The organism is Halogranum gelatinilyticum (assembly GCF_900103715.1).
GTDB lineage: Archaea > Halobacteriota > Halobacteria > Halobacteriales > Haloferacaceae > Halogranum > Halogranum gelatinilyticum.
In genome coordinates, this window is the sequence record NZ_FNHL01000007.1 from 46,165 (window position 1) to 60,697 (window position 14,533).

At 66.2% G+C, this 14,533-nt stretch carries 18 protein-coding genes; 14 read left to right on the plus strand and 4 right to left on the minus strand.

Annotation, left to right across the window (positions count from 1 at the left end; all coding sequences use genetic code 11):
- Positions 1–394: 394 nt before the first annotated feature.
- The 4 genes from BLR57_RS17390 (at position 395) to BLR57_RS17405 (ending at position 4,387) form a co-directional block, all read left to right on the plus strand.
- Positions 395–1,363, plus strand: a complete 969-nt coding sequence (locus tag BLR57_RS17390) for an aldo/keto reductase (protein WP_089699733.1) — start codon at positions 395–397, stop codon at positions 1,361–1,363.
- Positions 1,364–1,437: 74 nt separating this feature from the next.
- Entirely contained in the window at positions 1,438–3,186 is a 1,749-nt protein-coding gene (gene ptsP / locus BLR57_RS17395) for a phosphoenolpyruvate--protein phosphotransferase (RefSeq protein ID WP_089699734.1), read from the plus strand.
- A gap of 93 nt (positions 3,187–3,279) precedes the next feature.
- On the plus strand, positions 3,280–3,822 hold the full coding sequence (gene msrA / locus BLR57_RS17400) for a peptide-methionine (S)-S-oxide reductase MsrA (protein ID WP_089699736.1): 543 nt from the start codon (positions 3,280–3,282) through the stop codon (positions 3,820–3,822).
- Between the two features lie 106 nt (positions 3,823–3,928).
- A complete protein-coding gene (locus BLR57_RS17405) occupies positions 3,929–4,387 on the plus strand; it encodes a DUF7575 domain-containing protein (RefSeq protein WP_089699738.1) in 459 nt (152 codons plus the stop codon).
- Here BLR57_RS17405 and BLR57_RS19935 read toward each other — a convergent pair.
- Positions 4,384–4,506 carry a hypothetical protein gene (locus BLR57_RS19935; protein ID WP_280140467.1) on the minus strand — a complete coding sequence of 41 codons (123 nt, stop codon included), beginning with the start codon at positions 4,504–4,506 and terminating at the stop codon, positions 4,384–4,386. The two genes, BLR57_RS17405 and BLR57_RS19935, sit on opposite strands and share 4 nt — an antisense overlap.
- A 94-nt stretch (positions 4,507–4,600) precedes the next feature.
- Here BLR57_RS19935 and BLR57_RS17410 point away from each other — a divergent pair, with 94 nt between their 5' ends.
- Positions 4,601–5,026: a helix-turn-helix domain-containing protein gene (locus BLR57_RS17410; RefSeq protein ID WP_089699740.1), complete on the plus strand. Its 426-nt coding sequence runs from the start codon at positions 4,601–4,603 to the stop codon at positions 5,024–5,026.
- Positions 5,027–5,035: 9 nt separating this feature from the next.
- Here the strand turns inward: BLR57_RS17410 and BLR57_RS17415 are convergent, their stop codons facing one another.
- On the minus strand, positions 5,036–5,236 hold the full coding sequence (locus tag BLR57_RS17415; protein ID WP_089699742.1) for a hypothetical protein: 201 nt from the start codon (positions 5,234–5,236) through the stop codon (positions 5,036–5,038).
- 111 nt (positions 5,237–5,347) lie between these two features.
- Here BLR57_RS17415 and BLR57_RS17420 point away from each other — a divergent pair, with 111 nt between their 5' ends.
- From BLR57_RS17420 to BLR57_RS17430, 3 genes are all read left to right on the plus strand, one after another.
- Positions 5,348–6,103: a competence/damage-inducible protein A gene (locus BLR57_RS17420; RefSeq protein ID WP_089699744.1), complete on the plus strand. Its 756-nt coding sequence runs from the start codon at positions 5,348–5,350 to the stop codon at positions 6,101–6,103.
- An 83-nt stretch (positions 6,104–6,186) separates the two neighbouring features.
- Positions 6,187–7,164, plus strand: coding sequence for an oxidoreductase (locus BLR57_RS17425; RefSeq protein ID WP_089699746.1), 978 nt, complete (start codon positions 6,187–6,189; stop codon positions 7,162–7,164).
- 56 nt (positions 7,165–7,220) lie between these two features.
- On the plus strand, positions 7,221–7,964 hold the full coding sequence (locus BLR57_RS17430) for a profilin-fold protein (protein ID WP_089699748.1): 744 nt from the start codon (positions 7,221–7,223) through the stop codon (positions 7,962–7,964).
- Positions 7,965–8,586: 622 nt separating this feature from the next.
- Here the strand turns inward: BLR57_RS17430 and BLR57_RS19110 are convergent.
- The gene (locus BLR57_RS19110; protein WP_139173392.1) at positions 8,587–9,195 is read right to left on the minus strand and encodes a hypothetical protein; all 609 of its coding nucleotides are present in this window, start codon (positions 9,193–9,195) and stop codon (positions 8,587–8,589) included.
- A gap of 186 nt (positions 9,196–9,381) precedes the next feature.
- Between BLR57_RS19110 and BLR57_RS17445 the strand changes: the two genes are divergently transcribed.
- From BLR57_RS17445 to BLR57_RS17470, 6 genes are all read left to right on the plus strand, one after another.
- Entirely contained in the window at positions 9,382–9,807 is a 426-nt protein-coding gene (locus BLR57_RS17445; protein ID WP_139173393.1) for a hypothetical protein, read from the plus strand.
- Positions 9,808–10,089: 282 nt separating this feature from the next.
- Positions 10,090–10,386 (plus strand): hypothetical protein, encoded by a 297-nt coding sequence (locus BLR57_RS17450; RefSeq protein ID WP_089699755.1) that lies wholly within the window; start codon positions 10,090–10,092, stop codon positions 10,384–10,386.
- Between the two features lie 73 nt (positions 10,387–10,459).
- Positions 10,460–11,578 carry an AI-2E family transporter gene (locus BLR57_RS17455; protein WP_089699757.1) on the plus strand — a complete coding sequence of 373 codons (1,119 nt, stop codon included), beginning with the start codon at positions 10,460–10,462 and terminating at the stop codon, positions 11,576–11,578.
- A 51-nt stretch (positions 11,579–11,629) separates the two neighbouring features.
- A complete protein-coding gene (locus BLR57_RS17460; RefSeq protein WP_139173394.1) occupies positions 11,630–12,007 on the plus strand; it encodes a hypothetical protein in 378 nt (125 codons plus the stop codon).
- Positions 12,008–12,074: 67 nt separating this feature from the next.
- Positions 12,075–12,797 carry an ABC transporter ATP-binding protein gene (locus tag BLR57_RS17465; RefSeq protein WP_089699762.1) on the plus strand — a complete coding sequence of 241 codons (723 nt, stop codon included), beginning with the start codon at positions 12,075–12,077 and terminating at the stop codon, positions 12,795–12,797.
- On the plus strand, positions 12,794–14,215 hold the full coding sequence (locus BLR57_RS17470) for a hypothetical protein (RefSeq protein WP_089699764.1): 1,422 nt from the start codon (positions 12,794–12,796) through the stop codon (positions 14,213–14,215). Before BLR57_RS17465 ends, BLR57_RS17470 begins: the two co-directional genes overlap by 4 nt.
- An 8-nt stretch (positions 14,216–14,223) precedes the next feature.
- On the opposite strand, the gene BLR57_RS17475 is transcribed toward BLR57_RS17470, so the two are convergent.
- Positions 14,224–14,442 carry a DUF8015 family protein gene (locus tag BLR57_RS17475; protein ID WP_089699767.1) on the minus strand — a complete coding sequence of 73 codons (219 nt, stop codon included), beginning with the start codon at positions 14,440–14,442 and terminating at the stop codon, positions 14,224–14,226.
- Between the last annotated feature and the right edge of the window lie 91 nt (positions 14,443–14,533).

Genomic DNA, 14,533 nt, shown 5'->3' on the forward strand with positions numbered 1-14,533 from the left:
GGAGGACGGTGTTTGCGGGCCGCTCACTGTCTGTAAGACCAGATACGACACCCACACCAGAGTAAGCGATAGTACGAAAAATGCGATTCCGTACCACCAACGGGACCCGGTCGCTCGGTGCTGTTTTGATTCGGTCACGCAGTTCGTGAATTCGACTCGGTTCGAATATATATTTCGCCTCGAGCACTCTAGTGAAAAAGCGATTCGCACACAGTTGGCTCGTGCGGTGAAGGTCCTGTCTCTGCTCTTAGCGATGGTGAGTTCGGTGCAAAGCGCGCAGCTCTACCGAAGCACGTGAGTGACTAGGGTGCGGCACACTCCCCCCGATTGTCGACATCGCTAACGACCTTCCCCCACACCAACGCACTTCACCCTCCGTGCAAATTCCTCCACCATGGAGTACACCACACTCGGTGACACCGGCACGACCGTCAGCCGCCTCTGTCTCGGCTGCATGAGCTTCGGGAGCGGTCACGACTGGATGCTCGACCGTGAGGAGGGCGAGGAACTCGTCGAGCGCGCGCTGGAGCTCGGAATCAACTTCTTCGACACCGCGAACGTCTACTCGGCGGGCGAGAGCGAGTCCATCCTCGGCGACGTGCTGAACGAGTACGGCCGCGACGAGGTCGTCGTCGCCACGAAGGTCCGGTTCCCCGGCGCGACGGAGCACAAGAACGCCTCGGGACTGTCGCGGAAGACCATCGAGCAGGAACTCGACGCCTCCCTCGACCGACTGGGCATGGACACCATCGACCTCTATCAAATCCACCGCTGGGATTACGACACGCCCATCGAGCAGACCCTGCGCGCGCTCGACGACGCCGTCCGACGCGGGAAAGTCCGGCACATCGGTGCGTCGTCGATGTGGGCACACCAGTTCGCCGAGGCACTGCACACCGCGGACCGCCTCGGTCTCGAACGGTTCCAGACGATGCAGAACCTGTACAACCTCGCGTACCGGGAGGAGGAGCGCGAGATGCTGCCGCTGTGTGCGAAGGAGAACGTCGGCGTGATGCCGTGGTCGCCGCTCGGCGCGGGCTATCTGACCCGGCCGCACGAGGAGTTCGACGCGACGACCCGCGGCGAACACGAAGAGGGTGTCGGCCGACCGTACAAGGAGGGCGGCGGCGTCGAAGTCAACGAGCGCGTACAGGAACTCGCCGACGAGAAGGGCTACTCGATGGCGCAGCTGTCGATGGCGTGGCTGCTGCACAAGGACGTCGTCACGACGCCGATTCTCGGCACGTCGAGCGTCGAGCATCTCGAATCCGCCGTCGAGGCGTTCGACATCGACCTCTCGGACAGCGAGTTGGCGTATCTCGAAGAGCCGTACGAGCCGGTTCGCGTCTCGGGCCACGAGTAAGCCGCCCCGTCCGGCGAACGATTAACGGTGTCAACGGCCCTCATGGGCATTATGAGAGGAATGAGAGGAGTACGATGACCGAACGGACACTACGGGGGACGGGCGCGACACCCCGCGCCGGTGTCGGGACCGTCGTCTGGTACCGGCCGGACGCGAGCCTCGAACTCGACGACCCCGAGACGGTCCCCGAGAGCGAGCGTGCGGCCGAACGCGAGCGGTTCGCGGCCGCCCGTGACACCGCGCGAGAAGAACTCGAAGTCGAGCGCGACCGCACGGCCGAGCGCGTCGGAGAGGAGGAGGCCGCGGTCTTCAGCGCGCACATCCAGTTCCTCGACGACCCGCAGATCGACGACGGCGTCGCCGACGCGCTCGGCGACGGTCTCCCGGCCGAGCACGCCGTCCGCGAGGCCTTCGCTGGACCCATCGAGCAGTTCGAGGGGATGGAGGGCCGGATGGCCGAGCGCGCCGACGACCTCCGCGACGTGCGGGACCGCCTGCTCCGACTGCTCACTGGGAGCGAACGCGTGAACCTCGCCGAACTGCCGGAGGGGTCCGTCGTCCTCGCCGAGCGGCTGACGCCGAGCGACACCGCCCAACTCGACCCCGAGCGCGTGGCCGGCTTCGCCACCGTCACCGGCGGCCGGACGTCCCATGCCGCTATCTTCGCGCGGTCGCTCGCACTCCCGGCCGTCGTCGGCGTCGGTCCCGACCTGGAGACCGTCGAGGAGGGCGCGCGGGTCGTCGTCGACGGCGACACGGGCGATGTCGTCGTCGACCCGAGCGACGAGCGGGTCGCGGCCGTCGAGACCGGCTCGGGGGTGGAAGTGACTCGCGAGCGCGTCGCGACGGCCGACGGCAGAGAGATCGAGGTCGCCGCCAACGTCGGCCGGTCGGCGGAGTTGCCGGGTGCAGTCGAGCAGGGAGCCGACGGTATCGGTCTCTACCGCACGGAGTTCCTCTTTCTCGACCGCGAGACCCCACCAGACGAGGACGAGCAGTACGAGACGTACGTCGACGCCCTGGAGGCGTTCCCGGACGGCCGCGTCGTCGTCCGGACGCTCGACATCGGCGGCGACAAGCAGATCCCGTATCTCGACCTGCCCGAGGAGGAGAACCCCTTCCTCGGCGAGCGCGGGATTCGGCGGTCGCTCGGCCCCGACGCCGACCTGTTCGAGACACAGTTGCGGGCACTCCTGCGGGCCGGTGCCGACGCCGGAGAGGAGCGACGCTCCGCAAGCGGCCGGACGCAATCAGGTGACGACGGCGGCAGCCGGTTGAGCGTCATGTTCCCGCTCGTCTCGACGGTCGACGAGTTGGACGCCGCACTCACCCGCGTCGAAGAGGTCGCCGCCGACCTGGAGGCCGAGGGCGTCGCCCACGCCATCCCCGAACTCGGCGTGATGGTCGAGACGCCGGGGTCGGTCTTCATGGCGCGGGAGTTCGCCGCCCGCGTCGACTTCCTCAGTATCGGGACGAACGACCTCGCGCAGTACGTCATGGCGGCCGCCCGCGAGAACGAACACGTCGCACACCTCCACGACCCGCTGCATCCACCCGTGCTTCGCGCCATCGACCGCACCGTCGACGCCGCCCACGCCAACGACGCCTGGGTCGGGATGTGCGGCGAGATGGCGGGCGACCCCGACCTGACCGAACTGCTCGTCGGCCTCGGTCTCGACGAACTGAGCATGAGTGCCGTCACGGTCCCCGAGGTGAAGGCGAACGTCGCGGCGACCGACGGCGACGACGCCAGCGACGTCGCCGACCGCGTGCTGACCGCGGAGACGCGGGCCGACGTGGTCGACCTCCTCGGCGTCGAGTAGCCGCGCTGTCGCGGCCGTCGCCGCGACTCGGCTCCTCGAAGACGCCCGACCGCGTCACATACATACGCCCACGGGGGCTATCTGAAGGCGACAATGACGACTGAGACTGCGACGCTCGGCGGCGGCTGTTTCTGGTGTACCGAGGCGGCGTTCAAGGAGCTGGAGGGCGTCCACGGGGTCACCTCCGGCTACGCGGGGGGCCACGTCGACAACCCCAGCTACAAGGCCGTCTGCCGCGAGGAGACGGGCCACGCCGAGGTGACCCGCGTCGAGTACGACCCCGACGTCATCGCCTACGAGGACCTCCTGGCCGTCTTCTTCACGGTCCACGACCCGACGACGCTCAACCGACAGGGCCCGGACGTCGGCAGCCAGTATCGCTCCATCATCCTCTACGAGAGCGACGACCAGCGTCGCATCGCCGAGGAGTACATCGCCGGGCTGGAGGCGGAGAACGTCTACGACGACGACATCGTGACCGAGGTCGAGGCGTTAGAGACGTTCTGGGAGGCAGAGGCGTACCACCAGGACTACTACGAGAAGAACCCCGGCGACGCCTACTGTCAGTTTAACGCCGACCCGAAGATCCGGAAAGTGAGAGAGAAGTTCGGCGACAAGGTGAAACAGGAGGCGTAGAACGCCGCTCGGCCCCTCTCGAAGCTCGCTGTGCCGTCTCAGGGGCCACGAAAGCGGCCTCTCCGAGACTCAAGACTGATAAGACTCGCTGCCAGTAGTCTGAGCTATGGACCAACGGAAAGAGAAGCGAACGTGGCTCGCGGTGGTGCTCGCGATCCCCGTTGTCGGCTTCGGCCATCTCTATCTCCGCCGCTGGCTGCGAGCGGTCGGCTGGATACTGCTGACGTTCGGCGCGTCGATGTTCGTCCCGCCGGAGCAGCTCGAAGCGTTGTCGGCCTGGCAGCAGGCACTGTTCACGACCGGGAGCGTCTCGGGCGTCACGGCCCCGGAGTTCAGCGCGCTCGCGCCGGTCCTCGCCGTCGCACTCATGAGTATCGCCGACGCGTACATGGTCGCGCGCCGCCACAACGCGCAGGTTCGGATGCAGGCGGCGACGATGGCCGCTATGGACGGCGACGTCGCCGACGCCGACGTCGTCACCTGTCCGGCCTGTGGCCGCGAGGTCGAGGCCGACCTGGACTTCTGTCACTGGTGTACGACGGAGTTCGAGCGGCCGCAGGACTAGGGCAGGTGCACCATCCCGGTGGCAAGGAAGAACAGCGACACCACGACGAGGAGGCCGAGGATGAGCGCGAGCAAGTACTCGAAGGCACCCTCGGGCGTCCGACTCGATGGGAAATGCATACTTGAACTACGCTAGCATGGACCATAGCTTCGCGCCTACGACAAAGTGGCCGTCGGACACAAATACATAGCCCCCCAGTCGTACAGGTCTCGTATGGACAAACTCGCCGACGTCAGTGCCGACGCACTGCGAACTGCCCTCGGTGACGTCGAGAGCGCGAAGGCGGCGAAACGGCTGATGGTCGCGCTCGACTACAAGGACGACGTCTCCGTCGACGTCCTCACCGAGCGGTACGGAATCCCGCGCTCGACGCTCTACTACTGGCTCGACCGGTTCGAGGAACGCTCTATCGCGGACGCTATCGAGGACGAGCCGCGTCCCGGTCGGCCGCCGCGGCTCACCGAGGCGGCCCGCGAGACGCTCCGTTCGGACCTCGCCGACGACCCGGCGGCCCACGGCTACGACGCCGACGAGTGGACGCCGGAACTCGTCCAGACGCACGTCGAACGCGAGTACGGCGTCTCCTACTCGACGGGTCACGTCCGCCGACTGCTGCGCGAGTTCGAACTGGCCGCGTAGCCGGACGCGCTACTGGACGGCCAACTCCGAGCCGCACTCCTCGCAGGTCGTCGCTTCGAGCGCCAGCCGCGCCGAGTAGGGTCGGCTGAGGCTGATGCGACGCGGATAGCTGATACAGTCGTCGTTCGGGCAGACGAGTTCCGCGTCGCCCTGCAGACGCTCGATGTACTCGACGGCCGAGAGGTCGGTCAGGGGGGTACCGGCTGACATCACATCCCTTTCGAGTTCACTGAAGTAATTAGTTCTGTAACTCGGAATCCAGTACTCTTTCGGCCTGCCGCGAGCCACGGCTTTAGGAGCGTCCGTCGCGTGCTCCCGCCAATGGAAGTCGCGATTCTCACCGTCGGCGACGAGATTCTCGCCGGTGACACCGAGAACACGAACGCCTCGTGGGTCGCCCGACAGGTGACCGCTCGCGGGGCCACGGTGGCCCGCATCCTGACCGTCCCGGACGACGCCGCGCTCATCACGGAGACGGTCCGCGAATGGCACGACGCCTTCGACGCCGTCGTCGTCATGGGCGGACTCGGGGGGACGCACGACGACGTGACGATGGCCGCCGTCGCCGACGCCTTCGACCGCGAGCTGGTCGTCGAGGACGCGGTCGCCGCCGACGTCGAGGCGACCGCCCGCGCCTACCGCGAGAACAACCCCGAGCAGTTCGAGACCTACGAGGACGACCTCCACATCGACGTCGAGGCGTGGGCGTCGACGCCCGAGGGAGCCGAACCGCTGCTCAACGAGGTCGGTCTCTCGCCGGGCTGTGTCGTCGAGTCGGTCTACGTCTTCCCCGGCCCGCCCGCGGAGCTGAAGGCGATGTTCGAGACGGTTGCCGACCGCTTCGGGGGCGACCTCGTCAGTCAGACCTTCTACACGCCCGCGCCGGAGGGTGCGATGGGCGAGGTGTTCGCAGGGCTGCACGACCGCTTCGACGTTGTCGTCGGCAGCTACGCCGCCCGCGGGTCGACGCCGAACCGCGTGAAGCTCAACGCCCGCGACGAGGCGACGCTCGCCGACGCCGTCGCGTGGCTCCGCGACAACGCCGACGTCGCCGACGACCCCGACGCTCTCCAGTAACGCCGCCAATTCTCGGCTCCTGCAGCAACGCCCGCCGCCAACGGGTCCAAGAGGCTCCAGGCCCTATCTCCCCCGTGTCACCAATGTCAGCACCGTGGACTGTCGAGCGGATGCCGGACTGTTCGGAGAAGACCGTCGTCGTCACGGGTGCCAACAGCGGCCTCGGCTTCGAGGTCACCCGTGCGTTCGCGAAGAAGGGGGCGACCGTCGTCCTCGCCTGTCGGAGCACGGAGCGCGGCGAGGACGCCGCCCAACGGGTCCGCGACGAGGTGCCCGACGCCGACCTCGACGTGCGGCATCTCGATCTCGCGAACCTCGACTCGGTTCGCTCCTTCGCCGAGGGCTTCCTCGCCGACTACGACAATCTGGACATCCTCTGTAACAACGCCGGGGTGATGGCGACGCCGTACCGGACGACCGAGGACGGATTCGAACTCCAGTTCGGCGTCAACCATCTCGGTCACTTCGCGCTCACGGGTCACCTTCTGCCCCAGCTGGCCGAAACAGCCGCCGAGTCCGGGAGCGAGACGCGCGTCGTCACCACCTCCAGCGGTGCCCACCGCATGGGAGAGATCGACTTCGACGACCTACACCACCAGCGGTCCTACGGCAAGTGGGAGGCCTACGGCCAGTCGAAGCTCGCGAACCTGCTGTTCGCGTACGAGCTGGACCGTCGCCTCGCCGTCGCCGACGTCGACGTGACGAGTGCCGCCGCCCATCCGGGCTACGCCGCGACCAACCTCCAGCTTCGCGGTCCGGAGATGGAAGGGGCTGACCTGCGCGAGCGGCTGATGGGGCTGGCGAACAACGTCGTCGCCCAGTCCGCCGAGATGGGCGCGCTACCCATCCTCTACGCGGCGACCGCCGACGACGTGCGCGGCGGCGACTACATCGGCCCGGACGGGCTGGCCGAGATGCGTGGCTATCCGACCAAAGTGCAGTCGACAGACACGTCGTACGATATGCAGCTCGCAGACGAGCTGTGGGCCGTCTCGGAGGATCTCACCGACGTCAGCTACGACTTCGACGCGCTCGCCGGGGCGGCCCAGCCGGCCGACTGACGCAGGGGACAAACACCGACTATTTCCCGTTCGACTCCCTCCTTCCGCCAGATTCGATGGCCCCCGACTCCGCCCCCGACTTCGACGCCGACATCACTTCGACCGACTCCGTCGCCGAGCACCGCGAGGAACTGCTCGCGGCGGTGAACGAACACGCCGGTCGCATCGCCCGCGAACTTGCCTTGCTCCAAGGTGGCGACTACGGTTCGACCACGTTCAACACCGACCGCGGCGAGTGGACCGTGAAGTACGAGGCGGGCGCGTTGCAGTATCTCCGCTTTTCGGGGAAGGCTGGCGGCGACATCTACGTCGTCTCGACGCAGCGACCGCCCGAGCCGAAAGACCTCGTCACCGCGATGAAAGACTACGACGCCTTCGTCGAGTCCTACAACGAGCACGTGGCGTCGCTGGACGGCGTCCTCGACGACGTCACGACCGACTTCCCCGACGTGGTCTCCACCGAGACCGTCGTCGTCGAACGCGACCGTATCGTCGGCGCGATCCGCGAGACGGCGAACGACATCGCCGGACAGCTCCACCGGTTCGAGGGTGACTCCTACGGTACCTTCGCCCGTCGCGTCGGCGGGAAACGCTGGGAGCTGAAGTGGGAGGACGGCGTCGCCTCGTATCTCCGCGTCGGCGGCGAGGGTGGCATCTACCTCGTCTCGCAGTACTCCCCGCCCTCTGCCCGCGACGTGCGGACCCTCGCCGACGGCTTCGTCGGCTTCGTCGAGGCCTACAACGAGTTCGTCGACGAACTGGAGTCGGATCTCTCGCAGGTCACGTTCGGCGACAACTGAGAGCGCGACGCGACGACGCGGACCATGGAGGCGACGCGAGGCGGGTCAAAGTGGGTCGAAGTGGGTGAAGCGAGTCAAGCGGGTCAAAACGAGTCGAGTCAGAGCGAGAGACCGCCGTCTCACGCCGTCTCCCCCTGAGTTTCGAGACCTATATAGTTCACAGACTGTCCGGCGGACGTAGATTTAAGTAGTCGTAGTCGAACGGTTCAACCAACCCCGACGTGTGGTAGACGGTAGCTCATCTGGTGGTCCAGGCGAGTCGGTTCGATTCCGACGTGGGCGGTGACCCGACCGGGATTCGGTGCAGCCCCGTCTCGGGTATGGAGCAACCAACACATGTTCGGCAGCAAGCCCTCAGAAAGCTGGACGACTCCGACGACTTCCCCGTGTGCCCGCTCGGAGGTGCGAGCATGAGCACACAGGACGGGAGCGAGTTCGCTGGCGCGCAATGCCCCGACTGTGGCAGCCCGTGCGTCAAGGCGACGCTCCTTCACTTCGGAAACACATGGAATCCGACTGAGTGCCGCGACTGTCACTGGACCCGAGACTGAGCGAAGACACCGACTGACCGATTTTTTCGCGTCGCCGACACGGAGAGCGTGTCGCTCGGCGCGACGGCGGGTCAAATGAAGTGTGGCTTGAGCCGCCGGAGCGTCCGCTCGATGTGGTCGATACCCTCCGTGATTCGCTCGGCTTCCTCACCCTCGTCGAACGGTCCCACGTACACGAACGCGTACACCGCCTCCATGAGCAGGTCTTCGACCGTCGCATCGTCGTGCGCCGTCGCGACCTGCTCGCACTTCTCTCGGAGATCGTCGGGAAGCCGGTCGTAGAGGTCCTGAAAGTTGCCGAGGAACCACCGGGTCGTCTCGCGGACGTCCGGGGTCTCGGTGCAGAGATGGTTGGCCACGGCGAAAGGCTCTCTGCCTGCGAAAAACGAGTGGAGCACTTCGTTTCGCTCGAACCGCGTCTCTCGTTCGAGCAGATCGAGTCCTCGCTGGAGTTTGGGGTGGAGCGTCACCAGTTTTCTGATCCGTCGATCCGACCGTCCAGGTGCCCGGGTCAGTGCCCGCGCGGCCTCCGAGAAATGCTGGAATACGGCCTCGCGCCGCTCCTCGGCGTCCAACTGCGATACGTCCTCGTCCTTCGCATGAAGCTGGAGTGCGTCCGCGACGAAACGCAGTTTGACGACACTGATACCCTCCTGTCTGGGTGCGATAGGACGAGACATGGTATCAAGATAGAGTAATCGTATGACATACATAAACCTTTGGCCGGTATGGTCACAGAGGGTTTCTCCATGGGACCGGCGCACCCACAGTGGGACCGATTACCATTGGGTTTAAATAGGATGTGGTGCTGATGTTTACTCGTGATGGCAGGTAAGACCCAATTGGGACCACGTGTCGAAGGTGATTTGGCAGACAAATACCGGAACTTCGTCCGGTTCGTCAACGATGGGACGTACAAGGGACGGTTGGGCGACGAGGTGGAGAAGGCACTCAAATACCAGATGGCCTTGTACTTCGTCCGTCATCCCGAAGAACTCGACCGGGCGGCCAACTCCGACTTCATCGAGGACGACGACTTCGTGAGCGACATGATGAGCCTCATCGACACGATGGGACCGCATATCGTCGCCGCGGCGGACAACCTGCGCCCGGACGACGACTATCGCTCTGAGCCACCTCGCCGTGAACGGACCTACCAGCCGTCGGTCGACTCCATCCCCGCCAGCGAGCAGCTCCTCCGGTCGACAACGGCCGACAACGAGGACGACGTGATGCGACGCATCGAGCGTCTCGAGCGGCTGCTGGAAGAGAACCTCTCGGACGACACGTAGTTCGACGACCGACTCGCCGCACCGACATCGCTTTCTTCGCCGTCGCGGACACTGCCGAGCGTCCGAGCCGGAGAGCCGACACAGTTTCCGACAGCACCCCGTTCAGTATGGTCCCATAATAGGACCAGAATAGTGCATAACTAGCTCAAACCACATATTGGTCCCAATATGCGAAAGATTCAAGTTTTATAGTCCCAAACAAGCTCTTGTGAGCCAGGAGGTGTGGAGGCTCCAAGTGTGGTCCCAGCGTGTGACCAAACGCGCTAGAACGGAGGAGACAACATGACCGAACAACTCACCGCCCAGTGCCCGTGTGGAGAGACGATACACATCACCGACCCCGACGACGGTCCCGAAGTGGAGGTGGACGTCGTCCTGTTCAACCGTAAGTTCAGGTTCGTGCCGAACGTCCACGCGATCCTGTCCGTGTCGGCGTTGGTCGTCATGGCGATGCTCATCTACACCGAGATGATTCACCACGGCGAGGCGAACCCGCTGACGCTGGCCGAGGTGGCTCATTTCGCCGGTTGGGTCTACCTCGAACTCCCCGAAGCCATCTTCATCGAGACGCTGGAGTGACGCGGGCGGCGCGAGACCGCGTCCACCCAGCCGTTCTAACGGTTTTATGGCCTCGACTGCCGACAGGACTGACATGAACCGCACCCGTGCGTTCTTCCTCTTCGTTTTGGTCGCCGTCGCGGGACTCTCTCTTCTCGTCGCGCTTCCGTACTCGCAGTATATCCTGTTCGGCGTCCTCCTCGCCTACGTCCTCCGACCGTTACACCGGCGGCTCACTCCCCGGTTCGGCCCTCGAATCGCCGCGGGCACGCTCATCCTCGCGACGGTCTTCACCGTCTTACTCCCGGTCTTCGTCCTCCTCAGCGTCGTTCTCGGACAGGCACTCTCGTTGCTCGCGGCGGTCAGAAACGGCGAACTGGACTACGATCTCGTCGAGGACGCCATCCGAGAGTACATCGGCGTCAGCGTCGACGTGCGGGACGTGGTCCGCTCGCTGACGCTCGACGTCCGCGCGGTGCTGTTCGACAACGCCCTCGACGTCTTCGGCGGGCTCTCGAACGCCACCGTCGGTCTCGCGGTGCTGCTCTTCGTCCTCTACTATCTGCTGAAGGACGGCCACCGGCTGCTCGCGTGGCTCCGCACGTCCATGCCGCTCCCTCGCGACGTCCAAGACGAGTTGCTCGAGACGCTGGATCGTCTGATGTGGGCCGTGCTCGTCGGCAACGTCCTCGTCGCGGTCGTCCAGGGGGTGCTGACGGGCATCGGCTTCGCCATCGTCGGTCTCCCGAGCGTCCTCTTCTGGACGGTGATGACGACGGCACTCTCCTTGCTCCCGCTCATCGGGGCCTCGATCGTCTGGTTCCCCGCTGGCGTCTATCTGCTCGTCACGGGTGACATCGTCGCCGGTGGCTTCATCCTCGTCTACGGCTCCCTCATCGTCAGCCTCTCGGACAACTATCTCCGGCCGCTCATCGGCGGCCACGAGGCGCGGCTCAATCCGGGGCTGTTCATCGTCGGTATCTTCGGCGGTATCGGCGCGTTCGGGGTCGTCGGTCTCTTCTACGGCCCCATCGTCCTCGGGGCGTTGAAGGGACTCGTCGACATCTACAGCGACGTGGGCGACCGCCTCGTGCCTGCGGACGCGTCCGGTGTGACCGCCCCGGCCGGCGCGACCGATGCGACCGACGTGGCCGATGCAACCGATGCAACCGACACGACCGACACGACTGACGGCCCGACGGATTCCGAGTGACCACCGGCCGTCGCCGGTGGGATGAAGTCGTGGTCGGCCGTGGGAGGTGGTATGAGTACGACGAACGGGCCGACCGCGACGAGTGAGACGACCACGAGCAGGGGGCCGAGCGACGTGGCCGACGTCGGCGACATCGGCGGTATCGATGACGTCGGCGACGCCGGTCAGGCGGGGGGCTCCGGTGGGTCGACGGCCGAGTCCGGCGGTCCGGCGGCGAAGATCGTTCGGGCGGTGCGGCTCCTCCGAATCGGGGCCTGGACCGCCCTCGCGCTCTTCGTCGTCGCACTGCTCGCCGTGACCGTCGTCGGCCCGTTCCTCCTTGGAAATCCGGCCGTCACGGGCGGCCGACCGCGCCTGTTCGGCGGTCTCCTGCTCTCGCTCGTCGCCGGGACGGCGGTGTTCGTCGTCGCCACCCTCGCTCTGGACTGACTCACTCCGAAGTGTAAGGCAAAAAGAAACTCTGTTTAACACGGACGGCGGTGTAGGACGAGCAACTGTGACTACGATTACTGTCGACGGGCTCTCGAAGTCCTACGGGTCGACGGCCGTCCTCGCCGGACTGTCGTTCACCGTGGAGTCGGGAACGGTGTTCGGGCTGCTCGGCAAGAACGGGGCGGGGAAGACGACGACCATCAACGTCCTGACCGGGACCGTCTCGGCCGACGAGGGCACCGTCTCGGTGCTCGGTCTCGACCCCGGCGACCACCCCCAAGCGGTTCGCGAGCGTATCGGCGTCCTCCCCGAGAAGGAGTCGCCGCCGAGCTTTCTCACGCCGCGGGAGTATTTCTCGTTCGTCGGCGGCGTCCGCGAGATGGACACCGACGTCGTCGAGGAGCGAGTCGGCGAGTGGACCGAGCGGCTGGACTTCGCCGAGAAGCTCGATACGCTCTGTACGGACCTCTCGCGGGGCCAACAGCAGAAGGTAATGCTGACGCAAGCGTTCCTCCACGAGCCGGAACTCGTCTTCATCGACGAGCCGCTGGCGAACCTCGACCCGGTCATCCAAGAGCGCGTCAAGGCTGCCATCCGGGAGTTTCAGGCCCGCGGGACGACGGTCGTCCTCTCGACGCACCACGTCGAAGTAGCCCAAGAGCTGTGTACGCAGGTCGGTATCCTCGTCGACGGCGCGTTCGCCGTCGAATGCGACCCGCGGGCTCTCGACGGTGAGACGCTGCGGGACGTGTTCCTCCGTGCCGTCGGTGCCACTCCCACGTCATGACCCGGTTCCTGACGCTCCTGCGGCTCATGACGGTCGAGGAGTGGCGGCTCCACAGCGAACTGTTCGGTGGCCGCCGGTTCGCCGGGTTCCCGCTCGTGCTCCTCGTCCTCACCGCCGTCGCGAGCTACGCGCTGACCGTCATCGGCGTCCCGGCAACGACGCTCACCGCCGGTGTCGTCGGTCTCGCGTTCGCCTTCGGTCTCCAGACGGGGAGTATCGGTTTCGTCAGCCGCGACTCGCTGTCGGACCTGCTGGGTGACGTGACGCTCCTGCTCTACGCGACGCGCACGCTGCCCGTCTCGGCCCGCGAGGTCGTCGCGGCGTTCCTGGTGAAAGACGTCGGCTACTACGCGCTCCTGTTTCTCCTGCCGGTCTCCGTCGGCGCGCTCGTCGGCCCGGCGGCGGCGAGTGACGCGACGTTCGGGCTCGTCCTCACGCTCTGGCCCGCGTCGACGCTCGCGTTCGCCGCCGGATTGGCGCTCACGCTCGCCGCAAGTTCGCTCTGGGTCGACGGCTCCCGGCTCGTCCGTGTGCTCGGTCTCGTCGTCGGTGGCGGCGCGCTCGCTGCGGTCGTCCTCGCCCGGTCGAGCGGGGTGGGGTTCGACATCGGCACGCTGGCCCCGCCGTACTCGCCGCTCGTCGTCGCCGGAGTTACACTCGCGACGGTGGTGCTCTTTCTCGTCGGCGTCTGGCGTTTCGACTTCGCAGATTCCGGGGAGACGGCGGCCCGTCACACTGGCTACCGGTGGCTGCAGCACCGCCTCGGCGGGGGACCGCTGGCGTCGCTCGTCGCCAAGACGGTCTTCGAGGTCCACCGCAGCAGCGGCGGCGTGTGGAAGCTCGCGCTCTCAAGCGGCGTCCTGCTCGGCGCGGCGGTCGTCGTCGTCCGCTTCGTCGGCACCTACGTCTCGCTCCCGCTCGTCCCGGCGGTACTCTTCGGCGCGGTCCTCGGTGCGACGGCGTTCCCGACCTACAGCTGGCTCACGCAGGTCGACTCGCCCGCGGACTACCGGCTCTACCCTGTCTCCGAGCGCTCGCTCTACCTTGCCAAGGCGGGCGCGTTCGCCCTCCTGGAGACGCCGGTCGTCCTCGTCTACTATCTCGGACTGGCACTCTTCACCGACGCGGGCGTCGCGGACCTCGCGCTCGGCGGCGGGGTCCTCGTCGGCTCCGTCCTCTTCCTCTTCGGACTCACGGTCCTCGTGACCGGCTTCCAGCCCGACGAGTTCCTGTTCGATACGGTGCGGTTCTCGGCGTACTCGCTCGTGATGCTGCTCGGACTCCTACCGCTCGTCGTCGCCGGGTTCGTCCTGCCGGCACTCCCGGACGTCTTCGCGCTGGCGACGCTGGGTTACGCGCTGGCCGTCGGCGTCGTCGGCGTGCTCGCGCTGGAGCGTGCCGCGTCGCGGGCCGTGTGACCACGCCGTCAGTTCAACGCCGTGACCTCGTCGGTGAGGTCCGTCGGCTCGTCGACGGGGCCGTTGACGAACAGAGCGTGGCTCATGATGGCGATGGCGACGAGGCCGGCCACGGGGACGGTGACGGCCGACGACAACGCGGTGAACTGCCCGAGGGCGACGCCACTCTCGAGACTGCCGGCGATACCCAGCAAGACGAGGTCGTAGTACTGCCAGGTGTAGCTCATGGGTGTGTGTTGTGACTGGTGTCGGGAAAGTGTGAGGGCGAGTCGCCTCAGGTGTACTCCTGTGCGACGTCCGTCGAACCCGTGTGGTCAC